Below are 20,329 nucleotides of genomic sequence, written 5' to 3' on the forward strand. Positions count from 1 at the left end.
CCTGAGTGGGAGCTGGCTTGCCAGCGATGAGGCCTTGGAAAACACCGCAGGATCCGGCTTAATGCCCACCTCCTCACCCGGGCACACCCATGCTTTCCAGCTGGCGCATCCACATCCTCCTGCTCGCAGGCTTCGCAGTGCTGTTCAACCTGCTGGCCATGCCGCTCGACCGTGCCCTGCGCCGTGCCAGCCCGATCGATGAGTCGCTGATCCTCGGCAGCTTCTGCACCCTCCACGGCGTGCAGAGCCTGCCCAACTCCCTGCTGGCCGAGCTCAAGGCCCAATTGCCCGACCTCGGCGAGCAATCGTCCGGCAAAGTGCAAAGCGGTGATTGCTGCTGCGGCCATGCCGGCCAGTCCGCCTTGCCGGGCGACTATTTCAGGCATCTGTTCCCGCGCTACTGGCCTGAAAGCCTGCTGCTCGGCCAGAACCCTCCGTTGCCCTTGCCCCGGGAGCAATGGCCAAGACTCAACCCCCGCGCCTCCCCCGCTTTCCTTGCCGTGATCTGACATCGCCCGCGCCCGGACGGCGCGTGCCTCTCGAATCCGTACAGGAAGCTTTTGCATGTTTCGCCTGACCTCCCTGGCGCTGCTGATCGGCAGCGCCTCGACCTGCGCCCTTGCCCAGGACGCCAGCCTGACCCTGCCCGCCAGCACCATTTCCGCCGAGAGCGAGGTGCCCGCCGAAGGTACCCGCCTCGACCTCGACAAGCCCGCTGAAGCCGGTTCGCGCCTGAACCTGACGCCACGGGAAAATCCTGCCTCGGTCGCCGTCGCCGATCGCGCCACCATGGAGCGCATCGGGGCGCGCACCTTCCAGGACGCGGCCAATGCCCTGCCGGGGGTAAATGCTTCGGCACCGCCCGGCTGGGGCGGCTATGTGTCCTATCGCGGCCTCAACGGTGCGCAGATCGCCCAGTTGTTCAACGGCATCAATCTGCAATATGGCGCCGCCGCACGCCCCGTAGGCGCGTGGATCTATGACCGCGTCGAACTGCTCGGCGGCCCTTCGTCCTTCCTTAACGGCAGCGGCGCGGTGGGCGGCAGCCTGAACATGGTGACCCGGCTGGCCGACCGGAGCGAAGACCGCGTCGAAGGCCGTATCAGCTACGGTCGCTACGACACCCTAGAAACCGCCTTTGGCATCAACCAGGCGCTCAACGAAGGCGACGGCCCGCGCCACTATGCCCGCCTCGACTACAGCCGCACGGGCAGCAACGGCTACATCGACCGCCAGGAAAACAACGCGGGCAACCTGGCCTTCTCCCTGCTCAGCGACTTCAACGAGCGGCTGTCCCACACCCTGGCCATCGAGTACCTGGAAGAACAGGAAGACAGCCCCTACTGGGGCTCGCCGGTGCTGCGCCCGCTGAGCGGCGAGCTGCATATCGACCGGCACGATCGCTTCGCCAACTACAACGTCGAGGACGGCCGCTACGAGCAGCGTACCCGCTGGCTGCGTTCCATCACCGAGTACCGCTTCGATGACGCGACCCGGCTGCGCAACACCTTCTACCACTACAACGGCCAGCGCGATTACCGCAACCTCGAGGTCTACCGCTACACCGCCGATAACAGCGCGGTGCTGCGTTCCGGAGGCTATCGCCAGCGGCACGACCAGGAGGTCAATGGCAACCGCCTGGAACTGACCCGTCAGGACCAGCTATTCGGCTTGCCCAGCGACTGGGCTTTCGGCCTGGACTACAACCGCAACCAGCAGACCAACTACCCGCTGTCCATCGGTGGCACCTTCGACACGGTGACGCCGGGCAACTACCAGCCCGGACATTTCCTCGATATACCCGGCATGGCTGCGCCCCGGCGCAAGGGCCGCAGCACCTGGACCGACACCCGTTCGGCCTTCGTCGAAAACCGTACCCGCCTTAGCGAACGCCTGGCCTTGGTCAGCGCCCTGCGCTACGACCACCTGGACTTCGAAGTGCGCGACCATGTCGTCGGCACTGGCCTGGAGCGGCGCTGGGATGCCCTGACCGGCCGCCTCGGCCTGGTCTATGACCTGAGCGAAAGCCTCAGCCTTTACAGCCAGTTCAGCACCTCGGCCGAACCACCGGGCGGCACCCTGACCAGCGCCTCCATCGCCCAGGTCCGTGATATGGACCTGAGCAGCGGCCGGCAGATCGAGGCGGGCAGCAAGTTCGACTTCCTCGACGGCCGCGGCAGCGCCACGGCGGCGGTGTATCGCATCGTGCGCAAGAATATCTCGGTGCCCTCCTCGACCCTGGCCAACGTCACTGAGCAGGCCGGGCAACAGACCTCCACCGGGGTCGAACTGGCGGCCTCGTTCAAGATCACCCCGCAACTGCTGGCGGCGGGCAACTTCGCCTGGGTGCGGGCGGAGTACAACGAGTTCAACGAGAGCGTGGCTGGCGTGGTGTATTCACGGGAAGGCAAGACGCCGGTGAACATCCCCGAGCGCACCGCCAACCTGTGGCTGACCTGGGATTTCGCCCCGGGCTGGCAGGTAGGGGCCGACGCGCGCTATGTGGCGTCAGTGTATGCCGACACGGCGAACAGCATGTGGGTGCCGTCCTACACCCTGTACGGGTTGTCCATGAGCCACGACCTGGACCGGCACACCAAGGTCAGTGCACGCCTGCGCAACCTGACCGACCAGGTGTACGCGCGGTTTATCCACCAGAGCAATACCCAGTACTACCTGGGTGAGCCGAGAAGTCTTGAGGTGGCGGTGGACTGGCGGTTCTGAGCAGAGGGATTCAGAACGCGGGACGGTTTTCCGGGGATGTGTCAGGACCGACAAAGGTGAAAAAGCTGGCTACAGTCATTTTGATATCACTCAGTCGTCCTACGGATTCACGGAGGAACCATGCACGCAAAGCATCTGATGGCCTTGATCACCCTGGGTGCGGCCCTTATAGGCTGCACTTCCACGGAACGGGTCATGACGCCCTATGAAGAAGAACTGGCCGTCGATAGTCCGAACGCGGTGAATTTTCATAGCATGCTGTATTTCCCTTCTGGAACAGCGTTGCACTACCCGGGCTATGTGGTGGCACTGGAGAAAAGTCCGCAGGCCATCATCGGGGGCCCAAAATTCAATCCACGAGCTTCATTTCTCGATGCCAATGCCTCGTACTTCAAGGGCGAAGATGGCAGCTACAACACTACCCGCGAACATATCGAACGTTTCCAGGGCTCGGACTGGAAGGCCATGTTCGTGTCACACATCCTGAAGAACGATATTTACCAGGACACCAGCGTCAGTTACTTCGCCAAGAGTCATTGTTTCGTCTACAACGCCTACGCGGCACGGCGCTTGGCCGGCACGAGCACCGACCATGATTTGCGCAAAATCAGCGATTGGAACGCCTGTAAAACATCAATGAATCTGGAGGAGCATCCGGTCAGGCTCAATCAACTCTACGAATACGGCAGGCCTGCCCTCGATGCCCTGCAACTGAACCTGATACAGGATCTGCGTGGTGACCGTTATACCCACGTACTGATCGTGGTAATGGGTTGGAACACTGCCCAGGATGAGGCGATCCGCAATATCAACGACATCACCGGCAACCTGATGGCCGCAGCCGAAGAAGCCCGCGGCGCGCAAATCAACGACCTGGCCACCAGCCCGAAGCCCGAGAAAGTTTCCAAGAGCCGTTTCCGGCCACTGGTGATCGGGGTGACCTGGCCTTCGTTCTGGACCAATTCGTTTACCAATTTCTTCAGCTACGGAAACAAGGCGAACGACGCCGACGAAATCGGGCTGTCCTGGCTCAATAAGTTGATCAACCAGACCGTACCCAACGCCCTCGACGCGTCCGGGAGCCAGGCCCGGGTCGTCGCCATCGGCCACAGCTTCGGTGCCCGGGCCATGACCCGGGCCTTGTTCAGCTCGCCCGCACTGGATCCGGGTTCGGATGGCCCCAAAAGCCGTGTCGACCTGGCGATCGGTCTGCAAGGCGCCGTCAGCATCAATCGCTTCATGCCGGGAAAAGGTATCGAGGGCGCGCCGTACCGCGACTTCGCAAAACTCGGCAAGACCCATATTGCCCTGACCGCGTCGCAATATGACGGCGCTGCCGGAGGCCGGGTGTTCTGGTACGACCCGTCCGGCTCGATCAAGTCCTGGCACCTGGCCTGCGACGGCCGCGATGCCCAGATGGCCGCGACCTTCGACTGCCTTACCGCCAGCGATACCTCGGCATCGCCCGGAGGTGGCTTCAGCCTTTGCAAGGCCGGCGACGACCGCTGCAGCACGACGCCGGTCAGCCAGGGCAAGGTCAGCTATATCGACGCCTCGAACGGGATTACCCAGTTCAACTCGCCCGGCTCCGGCGGTGGCGCGCACAGCGATATCTACCGCTTGCCCATGGGCAGGCTGTTATGGCGGCTCGTGGAGGAGTACGCTCTGGCGCCATGAACAAGATCGACCACTACCTCCAGGCCGCCGTGCGCGACAACACGCGGCGCAGCTACCGCGCCGCCGTCGAGCATTTCGAGGTGACCTGGGGCGGCTTCCTGCCGGCCACGGCAGACAGCATCGCCCGCTACCTGGCTGATTTCGCCGCGGAGCATTCGCTCAACACCCTGCGCCAACGCCTGGCGGCGCTGGGGCAATGGCATGTCAGCCAGGGTTTTCCCGACCCGACCAAGGCGCCGCTGGTACGACAGATGCTCAAGGGTATACGTGCCATGCACCCGGTGCAGGAGCGCCAGGCCACGGCACTGACCCTGGAGCATCTGCAGCGCACCATCAGCCATCTTGAACAGCAGGCGCTGTTTGCCCAGCGTGAGCACTGCCTGCCCGACCTGCTGCGCGCGCGGCGTGATGCAGCGCTGCTGCTGATCGGTTTCTGGCGCGGATTCCGTGGCGACGAGCTGGCGCGGCTGCGGGTCGAGCATATCCAGGCCCTGGCCGGTGGCGGCATGCAGCTGTACCTGCCACAGAGCAAGGGCGATCGCCAGGGGCGCGGCGTTACCCATCGGATGCCGGCATTGAAGAGCCTATGCCCGGTACAGGCGTATCTGGAGTGGATCACGGTAGCCGGGATCGCCCGTGGGCCGGTGTTCCGCAAGCTGGACCGCTGGGGCAATCTTGGTGAGGAGGCGCTGAACAGCGGAAGCCTGATTGCCCTGCTGCGCCGGATCTTCGCCGGCGCCGGATTGCCGGCCGAAACCTACAGCGCCCACTCGCTGCGACGCGGCTTTGCCACCTGGGCCAGCAGCAACGGCTGGGATACCAAGGCGCTGATGAGCCATGTGGGCTGGCGGGATGTGAAGTCGGCGCTGCGCTATGTGGATGCCAGCGCTTCGTTCGGGGAGCTGGCCTTGCCGGTACCCTCTGAGCCAAAACAGATCAATTGAGCCTGCCGGCCTCATCGCTGGCAAGCCAGCTCCCACAGGGACCGCGTGCACCGCCGAACCCTGTGGGAGCCGGCTTGCCGGCGATGAAGGCACCCACAGGTTCAGCGGGGGCCAGCGACCTGCCACAAACGCACGATATCGCCGGCCCGTTCCGCCAGTAATTGCGCGGCATTGCCACACGCCTGCTGCAAGGTCATCGGCCCGTTGGCGATGGCGAAGGCGGCATCGATGCCATGGCCGTACAACGCTTGGTAACCCTCACCCAGCGTTCCGGCCAGCACCACCACCGGCACACCATGGCGCTTGGCGATCCGCGCGACGCCGAACGGCGTCTTTCCGCGCAGGGTCTGGGCATCGAACCGGCCTTCGCCGGTAATCACCAGGTCAGCGCCCTGCACCGCCGCCTCCAGACCGGCCAGTTCGGCCACTACTTCGATTCCCGGACGGAACTGCGCATCGAAAAACGCCTTGGCCGCGAAACCCATGCCGCCTGCAGCACCGCACCCGGGAAGTCACGCACATCACGGCCCAGCAATTGTGCGCAGTGATCGGCGAAATGCCCCAGCGCGTGGTCCAGCAGTTGCACCTGCTCGGGGCTGGCGCCCTTTTGCGGGCCAAAGATCGCCGAGGCGCCGTTGCTGCCGCACAGCGGGTTGTCGACATCGGCGGCGACCTCCAGGCGTACCCCGGCCAGGCGCGGATCGAGCTGGCTGGCATCGATACGGCCGACATTGCACAGCGCCAGGCCGCCTTCTTCCAGTTCCGCACCCTGGGCGTCGTAGGTGCGCAAGCCAAGGGCACGTAGCATGCCGCTGCCAGCATCGTTTGTAGCGCTGCCGCCAATGGCCAGGATGATCCGCTCGGCACCGGCGTCCAGCGCTGCGCCGATCAATTGACCGGTGCCGTAGGTGCTCGTGCGGCAGGCATCGCGCGTGCTCGGTTCGAGCAGTTGCAGACCGCTGGCCTGGGCCATCTCGATGATCGCGGTACGGGACTCGGCGAGCCAGCCCCAGTGGGCAGCGACTTCCCGGCCCAGCGGACCGCGCACGTTCAGACGGCGTTGCTCACCGTGGCAGGCCGCGACGATGGCTTCCATGGTGCCCTCACCGCCGTCGGCCATGGGGCAGCAGACCACCTCGGCCTGCGGCAATACCCCGGCAATGCCCTGGGCAATGGCCGCGGCAACCCCCTCGGCGCTGAGGCTGTCCTTGAACGAGTCGGGGGCGATGACGATCTTCATGTGGGGCTCCTGTTGCAGATGCCTGCATGTTGCCAGTTGTCAGGCTGGCTCGCTTCTGTCGCCTGCACAAGTCGGGGTGTGGGTTGTTTGGTCAGTTGGACAATGCAGCGGGACCTGTGGGAGCTGGCTTGCCAGCGATGAGGCCCTGAAGAGCGACAACTATTCGGCAGGCAACAACTGCAACCCCAGGTACAGACTCAACATCCCCTCCAGCCTCAACGGATCCACCCCGCTCAACTCACCGATCCGTTCCAGCCGGTACCTCAGGCTGTTGCGATGGATGCCCAGCGCCTCGGCACACGCCTGGCTCTGTCCGTCATGGCTGCACCAGGCGCGCAGGGTGGCCAGCAGTTGCCCGCTGACATCCTTGGCACGAATGCGCTGCAAGGGTTCGAGCAACTCGTCCAGGGCGTCATCCTGGCGATGACGCCAGAGCAGGGCCGGCAGGCGATAGCGGCTCAGGCTGAGCAAGCGTTCACCGGGCAGCACCTCTCGTCCGTAGGCCAGCACGTCGCGCACCCGACGGTAGCCCCGCCGCAGTTTTTCCACGCTGTCCGCAACCCCACCCAGCGCCAGGCGCTGCACCTGCCAGCCCTGGCCGTGCAAGCGCTCCAGCAGCCTGGCTTCGTCCAGCGCCAGTCCGGCAGGACGACACCAGAGCAGCGAATGACGCGCCGGGCTGACGCACCAGCTGTCCGGGTAGCGCTGCATCAACCACACCGCCAGGGCTTCCGCGCCCTGCCCTTCATCCAGCTCGAACAGGCACGGCACCCGCGGCAGTTGCGGCTTGAGGCCCAATTGCCGGGCTTCATCCACCAGGCGCGGGGCATCGCCACTGCCGCCCAGCAGCAGGGCCAGCAGATCGTCGCAGCGCTGCCGCCGCCATTGCTGCTCCACTTGGAGGTGACGCTGGGCCAGGAGCATTTCCGCGGTCATCCGTACCAGTTCGGCATAGGTGCGCAGTTGCGCAGGCTCCCCGGTGATGCCGAGCACGCCGATCAGCCGGCCATCGAGCATCAACGGCAGGTTGACGCCGGGCTGCACGCCCTTAAGGCACTTGGCGGCCTCACTGTCGATCTCGACGATGCGCTCGTTGGCCAGCACCAGTTGCGCGCCTTCGTGGCGGGTATTGATGCGCTGGGCCTCGCCGCTGCCTAGAATCAAGCCCTGGCTGTCCATGACGTTGACATTCCAGGGAAGGATGGCCATCGCCCGGTCGACGATATCCTGCGCCAGGTCATGGTCCAGTTCGAACATTGGGGGTTCCTTGCAGGTCCACAGGTTGGTCGGCGGCACAGCCAGGCGCCGCGAATGCTGTGCAAAAGCACAAAGACAGGCATCCCGCGCTCGTCGAGACTTTTCACCAGCGCCCGCCTCGACGCGGGATGCCGCACAACCATAACAACAGAGAGAGAATCATGTCATCCAGCCCTGCCCCTGACCAAGGCCACGGCATCGACCGCGACGCGCTGTACCGGCGCATCACCCTGCGGTTGATCCCGTTCATTTTCGTCTGCTACCTGTTCAACTACCTCGACCGGGTCAACGTCGGCTTCGCCAAGCTGCAGATGCTCGACGCGCTGAACTTCAGCGAGACCATCTACGGCCTCGGCGCCGGCATCTTCTTCATCGGCTACGTGCTCTGCGGCCTGCCCAGCAACCTGGCGCTGAACAAATTCGGCCCGCGGCGCTGGATCGCGCTGATGATGATCACCTGGGGCACGCTCTCCACCTGCCTGCTGTTCGTCACCACGCCGACCCAGTTCTACGTGCTGCGCCTGTTCACCGGTGCCGCCGAGGCCGGCTTCTTCCCAGGAATCGTGCTGTATCTCTCGCAGTGGTTCCCCGGCCAGCGGCGCGGGCGGATCATGGCGCTGTTCATGTCGGCGATCCCGGTGTCGGGGTTGCTTGGCGGGCCCTTCTCCGGCTGGATCCTCAACCACTTCGCGGCCGGGCAAGGCGGCCTGGCCGGCTGGCAGTGGATGTTCCTGATCCAGGGCTTGCCGACGGTGGTGCTGGGCTGCCTGGCCGTGTTCCTGCTCAGCGACAGCTTTGCCAAGGCCGGCTGGCTCAGCGCAGCCGAGCGCCAGGCGGTGGCCGATGACCTTGCCGCCGATGCCGCCGGCAAGCCGAAGACCGTCAGCGACAGCTTGCTTTCGGTGCTGACCAACCCGCTGATCTGGACCTTCGGTTTCGTGTATTTCTGCATCCAGAGCGGCGTCTACGCCATCAACTTCTGGCTGCCCTCGATCATCAAGAACCTCGGTTTCAGCGACGCCCTGCTGATCGGCTGGCTGAGCGCCATTCCTTACCTGCTGGCGGGCGTGTTCATGCTGCTGGTGGGCCGCTCGGCAGACCTGCGCAACGAACGGCGCTGGCACTTGGTGGTACCGATGCTGATGGGCGCCCTCGGCCTGCTGATCGCGGTGAACTTCGCCCATAGCCCGGTGATCGCCATTCTCGGCCTGAGCATCGCGACCATGGGCGCACTGACCGGACTGCCGATGTTCTGGCCGATGCCGACCGCGCTGCTGACTGCCGGAACCGCGGTGGCTGGCCTGGCGATCATCAACTCGGTCGGGCAGATGGCCGGCTTCCTCAGCCCCTACCTGGTGGGCTTCATCAAGGACCAGACCGGCTCGACCGATGCCGCGCTGTATTCGCTGGCGGGGTTGATCGTGTTTGGTAGCCTGGTGGCGTTGCGGGTTTCGCGGCAGCGTTGAGTCATCAAGCCTGTTGGGGGCTGGGCGGGCCTCATCGCTGGCAAGCCAGCTCCCACAGGGTTCAGCGGTGACACCACAAATTTGCAGTCAGCCTTTCCCACCTGTACAAAAGTCCCTTCCACCTGACGCGAAGGGATTTCCGACCATGATCTACCGTCCACTGGGCCGCAGCGGCCTGCAAGTCTCCGCCCTGACCCTGGGCAGCATGATGTTCGGCGAGCAGACCAGCACCGAAGAATCGCTGCGCATCATCGACAAGGCCTGGGACCAGGGCATCAACTTCATCGATACCGCCGACGTCTACAACGGCGGGCGCTCGGAAGAGATCGTCGGCGAAGGCATCGCCGCCCACCGTCATGACTGGATCCTCGCGACCAAGGTCGGCTACGGCCCGGCGGACGGGGTGCCGAACCGCAGTGGTCTGTCGCGCAAGCACATCTTCAATGCCATCGAAGCCAGCCTGACCCGCCTGGGTACTGACTACGTCGACATCTATTACCTGCACCGCGAAGACCACGCTACCCCGCTGGACGTCACGGTCTCGGCCATCGGCGAGCTGCTGCGCCAAGGCAAGATCCGTCATTGGGGCGTGTCCAACTTCCGCGGCTGGCGCATCGCCGAAATCTGCAACCTGGCCGAACGCCTGGGCGTGCCGAAGCCGGTGGTCAGCCAGCCGCTGTACAACATCGTCAACCGCCAGGCCGAACCGGAACAATTGACGGCTGCGGCGTACCACGGCCTCGGCGTGGTGCCCTTCAGCCCCTTGGCCCGCGGGGTACTCAGCGGCAAGTACGCACCCAACGTCGAACCCGAGGCCGGCAGCCGCGCAGCGCGCCAGGACAAGCGCATCCTCGAGGTGGAATGGCGCGCCGAGTCCCTGGCCATCGCCCAGAAGATCCACGCCTATACCGAAGCCAAGGGCGTGGGCATGGTCGAGTTCGCCATCGCCTGGGTGCTGAACAACCAGTCGGTCAGCTCGGCCATCGTCGGCCCGCGCACCGAGGCGCAGTGGGACACCTACGGCGGCGCGTTGCAGGTGAAGATCAGCGCCGAGGACGAAGCCTTCATCGATTCCCTGGTCACCCCGGGCCATGCCTCGACCCCGGGCTTCAACGATGTCGCCCACTTCGTCAGCGGGCGTGCAGCACGCTGAGTTCGTTACCGAGCAGGTGGCTGATGGCGGCCTTTAGCTTCATCGGCCGCACCGGCTTGTGCATCAGGGTATGGCCCATCTCGCGCACCTGTTGCTTCAATTCGTTGCTGTAGTTGGCGGTGATCATCAGTGCCGGCAGGGGTGAGCCCCGCCGCGCGTTGATCGCCGCCACGGCATCCAGGCCATTGCGATCATTGTCCAGGTGATAGTCGACGATCAGCAACCCGGTTTCCTGCGCGGGCAACTGTCCGGCCAGTTCCTCTTCGTTCAGCGCGGTATTGACCCGGCAGCCCCACTGCTCCAGCAAGGTCCGCATGCCGGCGCAGATCGCCGCATCGTTATCCAGCACCCAGATCCGCGCCCCTTCCAGACGCTCCAGCGACGGCATCGGCTCCGGCACCGTGACCAGGGCCTGGGGCGGCTGGCGGCTGAGCGGCACCTCGATAGCGAACACCGAGCCCTTGCCCGGCGTCGAGCGCAACTGGATGCGATGGCCGAGAATCCCGGCGATCTTCTCGACGATGGCCAGGCCCAGCCCCAGGCCCCGGTCCTGATCGGGGCGCTGGGAGTCGCCGCGCTTGAATTCCTGGAAGATTTCCTCGCGCTTGTCCGGGGCGATGCCGATGCCGGTGTCCCAGACTTCGATCCACAGGCGCCCCGCCCGGCGCCGGCAGCCCAGCAGCAGGCGCCCGCTCGGCGTGTAGCGAATGGCATTGCTCAGCAGGTTGCGCAGGATCCGCGCCAACAGTTGCATATCGCTGCGCACCCGCAGGCGGGTCGGCACATAGTCCAGGCGCAGGCCCTCGCTGGCGGCGGTGGCGGAATATTCAGCAGCGAGGTTGTCGAGCAGGTCGCAGACGGCGAAGGTGGCGATATCGGCCTTGATCACCCCGGCGTCCAGCTTGGAAATATCCACCAGGGTGCCGAGCAGGCTTTCTACATCGTCGAGCGCATTGCTGACGTTGCGCACCAGCGCCGGGCTGTCGCTCTGCTCCTGCAAGGCGCTGGTGAACAGGCGTGCGGCGTTCAGCGGCTGCAGCAGGTCATGGCTGACGGCGGCAAGGAACTTGGTTTTCGACAGGTTGGCCTGCTCGGCTTCCTGCTTGGCATCGCGCAGCCGCGACTCGGCACGGCGGCGCTCCTCGATCTCGCGCAGCAACTGCTGGTTGAGCTGGGTCAGCTCGGCGGTGCGCTCGCGTACCCGCAGCTCCAGGTGCTGGTAGGCCTGGTGCAGCGCCTCGGCGGTCCGCCGGCGCTCGGTGATATCGCGGATCATCACGAAGATCCCCACCACCTCGCCACTGGGCAGGCGATTGGGCACATAGGAGCGCAGCATGTAGCGTTCCTGGCCATGGGCATTGGTTTCGGCGAACTCGAAGGTCACGGCCTCGCCGGCCAGGGCCTGGGCGATATAGCTTTCCAGGCGCTGGTAATGCTCGGCGCTGTGCACGTCGCGCAGGCGCTGGCCGAGCATCGCCTCGTGGGGCCAGCAATACCATTGTTCGTAGACCTTGTTGGTGAACTCGTAGACCAGGTCGGCGTTCAGGTAGGCGATCAGCGCCGGCACCTGGTCGGTGATCAGGCGTATCCAGCGCTCGCTCTCGCTCAGCGCTTCGGCATGCTGGTAGCGCTCGGTGATGTCGGTGAAGGTATTGACGAAGCCACCAGTGGGCAGCGGGTGCGTACGGATCTCCAGCATGCGCCCGTCATACAGGCGTTGCTCCAGCTCGCGCAGCGGCCGGCCGTTGGCATCGCGGCTGGCGGGGGTCAGCAGTTCCAGCTCGCTATCGCCGATGACATCGGCGAACTGCCGGTGTGCGGCAACCGGCGCCAGGCCGCTGAGTTCGAGAAAACGCCGGTTCCACAGCTCAAGCACGCCATCGGCATTGACCATGGCAACGCCCTGGGACAGGTTGTCCACGGCACGTTGCAGCAAGTGCGACTTCTGCGCCACGGCCTGCTCGCGGCGCTGGGTTTCGCTGTGCTTGACCTCGGTGATATCGGTCAGCAACACCACGCGCCCGCCGCCTTGGGTCGGGCGTTCGGAAACCTGCAGCCAGCGGCCGTCACGCAACCGGTAAAGCAGGTTTTCGTCGTTGATGCTGCGCGGCTCCTCGGTAAACAAGCCGGTACGCAGCATCAACCGGCGCACCTCCGAAAGGTGCATGCCGCTGATGATACGGATCCGGCTATTGGCCCAGAGCGCCTTGAAACGCTGGTTGAACAAGACGATGCGCAGGTCGGCGTCGAACAGCACGAAGGCATCCGAGATGCTCTCGATCGCATCCACCAGGTATTGATGAGCGGTTTCCGCGCGGTGGCGGGCGTCGCTGAGCAGGTGATTGCTCGCCTTCAACTCGGCCATGGCCTGGTTCAGCGCGTCGGTGCGCTCGCGCACCTGCTCGGCCAGTACCACCGAGTGCTGGAACGCCGCGTAGGAATCGTCAGGGCGCGCTGCACCGGATTCCAGGCGCTCGATCAGCGCTGCGTTGATCCGGCCGAGCTTTTGGTTTTCATGGCGTAGTTGCGCGATCAGCGCCTGGGCTTCAGTCGAATCGGCGGGCACGGGAACGTCCGATGGCAACGCCGGTGAAGGTCTGGTTGATGTGCATGCCATTGAACTGTTCCCCGTAGGTGTTGAACCCCACCACCGCATGCCGGCGCAGGATCGCTTCGACCTGGGCCTTTTCCGCCTGGCCTTCCAGTTCCAGGCGGCGCAGGAAACAGTCGCAGCCGATGGTCAGGACCAGCGTGCCAAGCCGCTCGCAAAGGCCGTCGAACACCGCGTTCAAATTGGGCACCAGCGGCCCTGGATGCATGGCGGTAAGGACGATGCCGTTTTCCACGGCGCAATAGAAACTCAGGCTCAGGTCGTCGTGGACTTGCTGGATTGCCCGCACGTAGTAGCGCTCGTTGATGCGCACCGCCAGCGGATGGGCAGCGAAGGTGCGCTGGTCGATCTGCGCCACTGGCACGCCGAGCAACTGTGCATAGGCCAGGGCGGCGGGCTCGGCATTGAGTTCGTAGACCCGGCGCAGGGCGCGGTCGGCGCGGGTTACCACGAGCTTTTCCTCGCGGGGCTGGATGTGATGGGTGGTGAACACCTCGAAGTCCAGCCAGGTGTTGACCAGCAGCACCACCGCCGCACCGCTGTGGAAGGCGCCGTCGTAGTAGACGTGGGTATGGTCCAGGTAGTTGTCGTCGCCGGCCGAGCCGCCGAAATGGGGAATATCGCCAAGGGCCGCGTTAAGGGCGGCAAGCAGCATTTCCTCGCGGCTCGACAGGCCATCGAGCAGGGTCAGGGCGAAGCTGTGGCCCTTGATCGGCGCCAGGGTGTTGCCGCGGCATTCGTTGACCAGGCGCTCGACGCAGCGCTGGGCGTCGATCAGGGTGAAATCGTGGATCGGCGCGATCAGCTCGGCGGCGATGGAGAAATGCCGGTGATCGAAACCCAGGGCAGTGATGCACCCGCGACCATAGCCTTCCGGGGTGATTTCCCCGGCGCTGGTGCAACCGGCCAGGCGGATCCCGCCGAGGCTTTGCTGCAGGGCCTCGGCCAGGGCTGGAAGGTCGTACTCGGCGGAGCAGAAGAACAGCACGAAGCCCAGGTGCGGGTGCATCAGTTGCCGGGCGAGGTCCTGGGCGGCCTCTTCGGCGACCACGGCGCGGGACACGGCACTGAGAACGCCTTCGGCGTTGGACTGCGGCATGGCAGCCTCCAGCGTTTTAATGGATGTATGGCGCAATTCTAGGGGGCGGCGGGAGGGGCTCGAATGCTACTTGGGTAGTGGGTGGTGGTGGCATTGGTTGTAGATCGGGGATTCGTGGTGTTGCTGATGGCCCTATCGCTGGCAAGCCAGCTCCCACAGGTCCAGCGGTGCACGCGGTCACTGTGGGAGCTGGCTTGCCAGCGATAGGGCCCGAAAGGCCACCGCAAGGCAGGGCCCTTGAGTCGGCAGGATGCGCCTTGCCGACCGAAAGGCCCCGTCCCGCAGTGGTGGGGTTCACCAGGTGAGCACGGCACCCAGGGCCAGGGTGTCGGTGTCCTCGTTCTGCGCGTCGCCGTGATGGCCGTCGATCTCGAACTGGTTGTACTCGGCCACCAGCTTGAGGTTGTCGTTGATGTCGTGGAACAACGCGATGCCGCGGGTTTCATAGTCCGCGCCGGTGTTCACCGCGCCGTTGCCGTCGTCCTTGGTCTTGCCATACGACAGCGCCAGGCGGTTCTTGCCGAACTTGTACGAGCCCTGCACCAGGTAGCCCTTGCTGTCCACCTCGCGCAGGGTCGCTTCGCCAGCATTGTTGGTGAAGAACGGGTTGATGCCCTTGGCGGTGAAACCCGAGCCGGTCAGGGAGAAGGCGCCCATCTTGGCCTGCACGCCATAGCCCAAGCCCTTGGAGGTGACGCTGTCGACGTTGTGGTCGGTGTTGTCGGAGGTCTGGTAGCTGCCGTTGATCCAGCTATAGATCTGCGCGCCGCCAAGGTCGAACTGGTAGGTGATCTCGCTCTCGGTACGCGGGTTCTTCTGGTAGGCCTTGCCCACCGCGCTGTCGTCGTTGGTGTCCACCGGGTCGAGGACGCCTACGGCGATGCGCAGGCCGTCCATCACCGGGGTGCGGTAGGTGATCTGCGCCGACGGGAACGGGTACGGATAACCGCTGCCGATGTTGCCGAACGACACCCCGCCGCCATCCACCAGGCCCAGGGTATCGCTGACCTGCCCATAGCCGGCCAGCAGCTCGTCGAGCAGGATGTTGGAGCGGGCGAACAGGCCGAAGTCCTTGCCGATCAGCACCTCGCCCCACTCGGGGTTGGCTACGGTGCCGTAGAACTGGCGCACGTCAATGGCGGTGTCGGTGCCGTTCTGCTCGCTATCGTTGATGGTGACCCAGAACGAGGCGCGGCCGCCGAGCTTGAGGTCGCCCATCTGCTTGGTCATGTTGAAGCCGAGGGTGTTGGGCAGGAAGCCCATCTTGATCCGCGATTGACGGCGGTCGTACTGCTCGCCGGCGCGGTCGATATCGCTGTTGACGTAGAAGGCGTTGACGTAGCCATCGGTGGAGAAAGTCGTTTCATCCTTGTCGTACAGCATGATTTCCGCCTGGGCCAGCGGGGCGAGCCCGACACTGGCGAGGCCGGCCAACAGCGGCAGGAAACGGGCATTGGCATTCTTATTGTTGTGCATGACGCTCTCCGCGAACGGTGGGGACGGTTGTCGGAGCCGATTATCGAAAGCCCCGGCGCCCTGCCCTACGCTGCCTTGGACGCGGATTCGCGGTGCTTTGGCCGCGGCCATGGGCCGGGCGGTCGAGGGAACTAAGCCCCTGTGCGGGCGGGTCACAAGGCTAAAGTGTCGAGTGCGGGGCCCAAGGTCGGGGTTGCCCATGCAAATTTGCAGATTGGCCTTGCAGTTTTGTCGATTGAGCTTGGCAAATTTGCACTGCTACGATCCGGGCGATCCTTGGCCAACATTCCACGCCTCGATAATTCATGTGGAAAATCAATAACAAAGCAGGGAGACAGCGATGACTGCGCCAGTTTCGACTACCGACAATTCCCAAGCGCAAACCGCTCAGGTCCTTTCCGAAGTCCGCAACCATATCGGCCACTTGACCCTCAACCGCCCCGCCGGCCTCAACGCCCTTACCCTGCAGATGGTCCGCGACCTGCGCCGGCACCTGGAGGCCTGGGCGGCGGATGCCGATATCCATGCCGTGGTCTTGCGCGGCGAAGGCCCGAAGGGCTTCTGCGCCGGCGGCGATATCCGCTCGCTGTACGACAGCTACAAGAGCGGTGCCACCCTGCACCATGATTTCTTCGTCGAGGAGTACGACCTCGACCTGTTCATTCATCACTACCGCAAGCCCATCGTCTGCCTGATGGACGGTTTTACCCTGGGTGGCGGCATGGGCCTGGCCCAGGGCGCCGAACTGCGCGTGGTCACCGAGCGCAGCCGCCTGGCCATGCCGGAAGTGGGCATCGGTTACTTCCCGGATGTCGGCGGCAGCTACTTCCTCTCGCGGGTGCCGGGTGAGCTGGGCACCTACCTGGGCGTGACCGGCGTGCAGATCCAGGCCGCCGACGCGCTGTATTGCGGGATGGCCGACTGGTACCTGGAGAGCGACAGGCTGGTCGAGCTGGACCGGACTCTCGATCGGTTGAGCTGGGGTGAATACCCACTGAAGGACCTGCAAGGCGCCCTCGCCCGCCTCGGCAGCCAGACCCTGGCCAACCCGCCACTGGCCGAGCTGCGCCCGGCTATCGACCACTTCTTCGCCCTGCCGGACATCGCCGGCATTCTCGAGCAATTACGCACGGTGAACGTCGCCGACAGCCATGAATGGGCGCTGAAAACCGCCGACCTGATGGAAAGCCGCTCGCCGCTGGGCATGGCGGTCACCCTTGAGCTGCTGCGCCGCGGGCGCGGCCTGTCGCTGGAGGACTGCTTCAGGATGGAGCTGCACCTGGACCAGCAGTGGTTCGAGCATGGCGACCTGATGGAGGGCGTGCGCGCCCTGCTCATCGACAAGGACAAACAGCCGCGCTGGAACCCACCGACCATTGCCGGCCTGGACCGCCAGCGCGTCGACCAATTCTTCGAAGGCCTTTGAGAGCCGGAGCACCGCTATGCAAGACCTGGAACTGACTGAAGAACAGACCATGATCCGCGACATGGCCCGCGACTTCGCCCGCAACGAAATCGCGCCCCATGCCCAGGCCTGGGAAAAGGCCGGCTGGATCGACAACGAGGTGGTGCGCAAGATGGGCGAGCTCGGCCTGCTCGGCATGGTCGCGCCGGAAGAATGGGGCGGCAGCTACACCGACTACGTGGCCTATGCCCTGGCCGTGGAAGAAATCGCCGCCGGTGACGGTGCCACCGGGCGATGATGAGCATTCACAACTCGGTGGGCTGTGGCCCGCTGCTGGCCTACGGCAACGCTGAACAGCAACAGGCCTGGCTGCCGCGCCTGGCCAGCGGCGAAGTGATCGGTTGCTTCTGCCTCACCGAACCGCAGGCCGGCTCCGAAGCGCACAACCTGCGCACCCGTGCCGAACTGCAGGACGGCCACTGGGTGATCAATGGTGCCAAGCAGTTCGTCAGCAACGCCCGCCGCGCCGGCCTGGCGATAGTCTTCGCTGTGACCGATCCGGAACTGGGCAAGAAAGGCCTGTCGGCGTTCCTGGTACCCACTGATAACCCCGGCTTCGTGGTCGATCGCAGCGAGCACAAGATGGGCATCAAGGCGTCCGACACCTGTGCCGTTACCCTGAGTGGCTGCCGGATCCCCGAGGCCAACCTGCTGGGCGAGCGCGGCAAGGGCCTGGCCATCGCCCTGTCCAACCTCGAGGGCGGACGCATCGGTATCGCCGCCCAGGCCCTGGGCATCGCCCGCGCGGCCTTCGAAGCGGCGCTGGTGTACTCCCGCGAGCGCATCCAGTTCGGCAAGCCGATCAACGAACACCAGAGCATCGCCAACTTGCTGGCGGACATGCAGGTGCAGATCAATGCCGCACGCCTGCTGATCCTCCACGCCGCACGCCTGCGCACGGCCGGAAAACCGTGCCTGAGCGAAGCCTCGCAAGCCAAGCTGTTCGCCTCGGAAATGGCCGAGCGGGTGTGCTCCATGGCGATCCAGGTGCATGGCGGGTACGGGTATCTGGAGGATTACCCGGTGGAGAAGTATTACCGGGATGCGCGGATCACGCAGATCTACGAGGGCTCCAGCGAGATCCAGCGCATGTTGATTGCCCGGGAATTGAGGAACTATCCGTTGTAAGTGCGGCTCCCACAGGTTCAGGTCGCTGCGAACCCTGTGGGAGCTGGCTTGCCAGCGATGAGGCCTCCAGCTACCCCACCTTCCTGGTCGTGCACCGCTCAGTCAGCATCGCGGCCAGTGAACGTCACCCGCGCGGTTCCCTTTGGCGGGGCGATGACACCGTAAACGTTCTGGGTACCGTGGCAGATGACCCGCACATGGGTCGCCTGGAAGGACTGCGGTACGTTGAAGTGGAAGCGGTTTAATTCATTAGTGTTCAAACGAGTGCCGTAAAGAACGAAGTGCAAACGTTCGTTCTTGGCATTACTGATCCACGCATAGCATCGAGCGGCGTCAACCTCCGCAGCGCTGGCAGCCGGATGAACAACCCCGTAGGCGCAATGCAGGGCTGGGTAAGCGATTCCGGCCCGCTGCAGGTCGGGATCGTAGAAGCCAACCAGCGTAGTGGCTGGCACACCGATCTGCTGCGGGTGGCCAGCGACATGCTCGGGAAAGTCGTCATACGGCTCCCAGGCCCTGCCATCCGAGACGAAATTCAGCACATCGCCCTTTTTCAGTTGCAGGGTGGTGCCGTTTAAATGAAGCGTGGTCTCGTAGGTTGCCTGGTGAATGATGCGCACGCCTTTCCCTCGATTGGCGGTTTCCGGAATGGGCAGGAAGATCTCTGCAGCCCAATGCCCGTCGAAAATATCCACTTCCACCCGCTGGAAACTTCTCAGCAATGGCATAAGCCCGCCCTGACCCGCCTCTTCGGGGGCGGCACGATACAACTCGCCCCACTCGACCATGTTTTTGCGGCCTTCATCCCACTTCATATAGCCGGTCGAGGATGTCTTGCTGAACACCGCCTTGCCCTCGATGAAGCCCTGCGCGATCTTCATGCTGTACGGGGTGAGCATGGTGTAGCGGTTGGTGTCAGGGTACAGCGGGTAACCGTCCGCCATGGTGTCCTTGCCGAAGGAATGGCCATGGAAGGGCTGTTCACATCGGCCACTCTGGCACGTCGGCACGCCGGTTATGGCTTTTTCGAAATTGGGCAGGAAGACGTTCCTGTCGCTGTCCCAGCCCCAAGTCGAATTCGGTGAAAAGGCGGCGCGGTGGATGGACCCATCGAAGCCGCCGGGGTAGTGATTGATTCCGAAGTTATGCCCTAGCTCATGGCTGAACTCGTTCCCATCGCAACCATACAGCGTCACGATGCTGCCTCCACCGGAAAGACCGTGCACTACACGGCCATTGCTGTAGTTGCCCACCGAGCTGTGCGCCGTCAGCTGCGCCACTACCCAATGTCGGTTGAGCCCGTCCTCGCCACTGCCGGGTGAGCTGTGCACGCCAACGGCCGCGTTATTGATTCCCAGGGAGATCAGCTCCTTGCCGATGCGTTGGCGCAGATCACCGCCATGCACATCGCCCTTTTCCGCGGAGTGGTCGGTGTAGTGGGTGCCGTCGGCCATTTCAATGACCTCGCAGTGCACCGGCTCGTACTGGTTGACGATCAGGCGAGAGCACGGAATGGTCTGGTAGTACTGGCGTTGCAGCTCATCGGTGAAATCATCGATGAACACGCGTTGGTTGGGAGTGACCATGCCGATATCGATGGTGTTGAGCAGCAGCTCGCCAGCGGCGCCGACATCCGGGGAATAGCTGCCTTCACGTCCCAGTGCCTTGAAATCGAGCCTTAGACCCGGCATCACGAAGCGATCAGGCAGGAAGACGGACCAGTACCAACTGCTATAGACGATCCTGGCATACTCGTCATCGCTGGAGCGCTCGGTGACGGGTGGCACATATTCGGGCTTCCCCATCTGGAGTTCCTGATCACCGACCCACACTTGCACGCGGTCAACATAGAGGCCATCGAGGTTCGTCGGTTTGAACAACACCAAGGTATGGCGGTTCGCCACAAGCCGGGGTTTGAATTCGTCGGGAATCGGCTCGTTGGGCTGGGGCAGCGTCGAAGCCTGGGCGAAGACCACCGCCCCCTCGAGGTTGCCTCCGGTCAGGTTGTTTCGCGCTACGGCCTGGTTGAAATACAGCGGGGTCTTGACGGTAGACATGTTGATACGCCTCCTGGGCGGATGGGACGTCG

General features: G+C 64.2%; 12 protein-coding genes and 2 pseudogenes. 8 read left to right on the forward strand and 6 right to left on the reverse strand.

Going from position 1 to position 20,329, the window contains the following annotated elements; all coding sequences use genetic code 11:
• Positions 1-89 precede the first annotated feature (89 nt).
• From CSV86_RS11890 to CSV86_RS11905, 4 genes are all read left to right on the forward strand, one after another.
• Positions 90-509: a DUF2946 family protein gene (locus CSV86_RS11890; RefSeq protein ID WP_009408008.1), complete on the forward strand. Its 420-nt coding sequence runs from the start codon at positions 90-92 to the stop codon at positions 507-509.
• A 55-nt stretch (positions 510-564) separates the two neighbouring features.
• On the forward strand, positions 565-2,724 hold the full coding sequence (locus CSV86_RS11895; RefSeq protein WP_009408007.1) for a TonB-dependent receptor: 2,160 nt from the start codon (positions 565-567) through the stop codon (positions 2,722-2,724).
• Between the two features lie 195 nt (positions 2,725-2,919).
• Entirely contained in the window at positions 2,920-4,401 is a 1,482-nt protein-coding gene (locus CSV86_RS11900) for an alpha/beta hydrolase family protein (protein ID WP_170394604.1), read from the forward strand.
• Positions 4,398-5,345, forward strand: coding sequence for a site-specific integrase (locus tag CSV86_RS11905; RefSeq protein ID WP_009408005.1), 948 nt, complete (start codon positions 4,398-4,400; stop codon positions 5,343-5,345). Before CSV86_RS11900 ends, CSV86_RS11905 begins: the two co-directional genes overlap by 4 nt.
• Positions 5,346-5,446: 101 nt before the next feature.
• Here CSV86_RS11905 and CSV86_RS11910 read toward each other — a convergent pair.
• Positions 5,447-6,585: pseudogene (locus CSV86_RS11910) on the reverse strand (glycerate kinase).
• Between the two features lie 159 nt (positions 6,586-6,744).
• The gene (locus CSV86_RS11915; protein ID WP_009408003.1) at positions 6,745-7,842 is read right to left on the reverse strand and encodes a sugar diacid recognition domain-containing protein; all 1,098 of its coding nucleotides are present in this window, start codon (positions 7,840-7,842) and stop codon (positions 6,745-6,747) included.
• A gap of 161 nt (positions 7,843-8,003) precedes the next feature.
• Here CSV86_RS11915 and CSV86_RS11920 point away from each other — a divergent pair, with 161 nt between their 5' ends.
• Positions 8,004-9,308: an MFS transporter gene (locus CSV86_RS11920; RefSeq protein ID WP_009408002.1), complete on the forward strand. Its 1,305-nt coding sequence runs from the start codon at positions 8,004-8,006 to the stop codon at positions 9,306-9,308.
• 145 nt (positions 9,309-9,453) lie between these two features.
• On the forward strand, positions 9,454-10,461 hold the full coding sequence (locus CSV86_RS11925) for an aldo/keto reductase (RefSeq protein WP_009408001.1): 1,008 nt from the start codon (positions 9,454-9,456) through the stop codon (positions 10,459-10,461).
• On the opposite strand, the gene nahK is transcribed toward CSV86_RS11925, so the two are convergent.
• The 3 genes from nahK to CSV86_RS11940 all read right to left on the reverse strand — a co-directional run bounded on the left by nahK (position 10,439) and on the right by CSV86_RS11940 (position 15,647).
• The gene (gene nahK, locus CSV86_RS11930; RefSeq protein WP_051032753.1) at positions 10,439-13,078 is read right to left on the reverse strand and encodes a hybrid sensor histidine kinase/response regulator NahK/ErcS'; all 2,640 of its coding nucleotides are present in this window, start codon (positions 13,076-13,078) and stop codon (positions 10,439-10,441) included. The two genes, CSV86_RS11925 and nahK, sit on opposite strands and share 23 nt — an antisense overlap.
• Complete coding sequence (gene nosP / locus CSV86_RS11935; RefSeq protein WP_009407999.1) at positions 13,008-14,171, reverse strand: nitric oxide-sensing protein NosP; 1,164 nt, start codon at positions 14,169-14,171, stop codon at positions 13,008-13,010. Before nosP ends, nahK begins: the two co-directional genes overlap by 71 nt.
• 294 nt (positions 14,172-14,465) lie before the next feature.
• Complete coding sequence (locus CSV86_RS11940; protein WP_009407998.1) at positions 14,466-15,647, reverse strand: porin; 1,182 nt, start codon at positions 15,645-15,647, stop codon at positions 14,466-14,468.
• Between the two features lie 340 nt (positions 15,648-15,987).
• Between CSV86_RS11940 and CSV86_RS11945 the strand changes: the two genes are divergently transcribed.
• Positions 15,988-17,073, forward strand: a complete 1,086-nt coding sequence (locus CSV86_RS11945) for an enoyl-CoA hydratase/isomerase family protein (protein WP_009407997.1) — start codon at positions 15,988-15,990, stop codon at positions 17,071-17,073.
• 16 nt (positions 17,074-17,089) lie between these two features.
• Positions 17,090-18,240 (forward strand): annotated as a pseudogene (locus CSV86_RS11950) (acyl-CoA dehydrogenase family protein).
• 98 nt (positions 18,241-18,338) lie between these two features.
• Here CSV86_RS11950 and CSV86_RS11955 read toward each other — a convergent pair.
• Positions 18,339-20,297 carry a M66 family metalloprotease gene (locus CSV86_RS11955; protein WP_009407995.1) on the reverse strand — a complete coding sequence of 653 codons (1,959 nt, stop codon included), beginning with the start codon at positions 20,295-20,297 and terminating at the stop codon, positions 18,339-18,341.
• Positions 20,298-20,329 lie beyond the last annotated feature (32 nt).

This window comes from Pseudomonas bharatica CSV86 (assembly GCF_000319305.2).
Classification (GTDB): Bacteria; Pseudomonadota; Gammaproteobacteria; order Pseudomonadales; family Pseudomonadaceae; genus Aquipseudomonas; species Aquipseudomonas bharatica.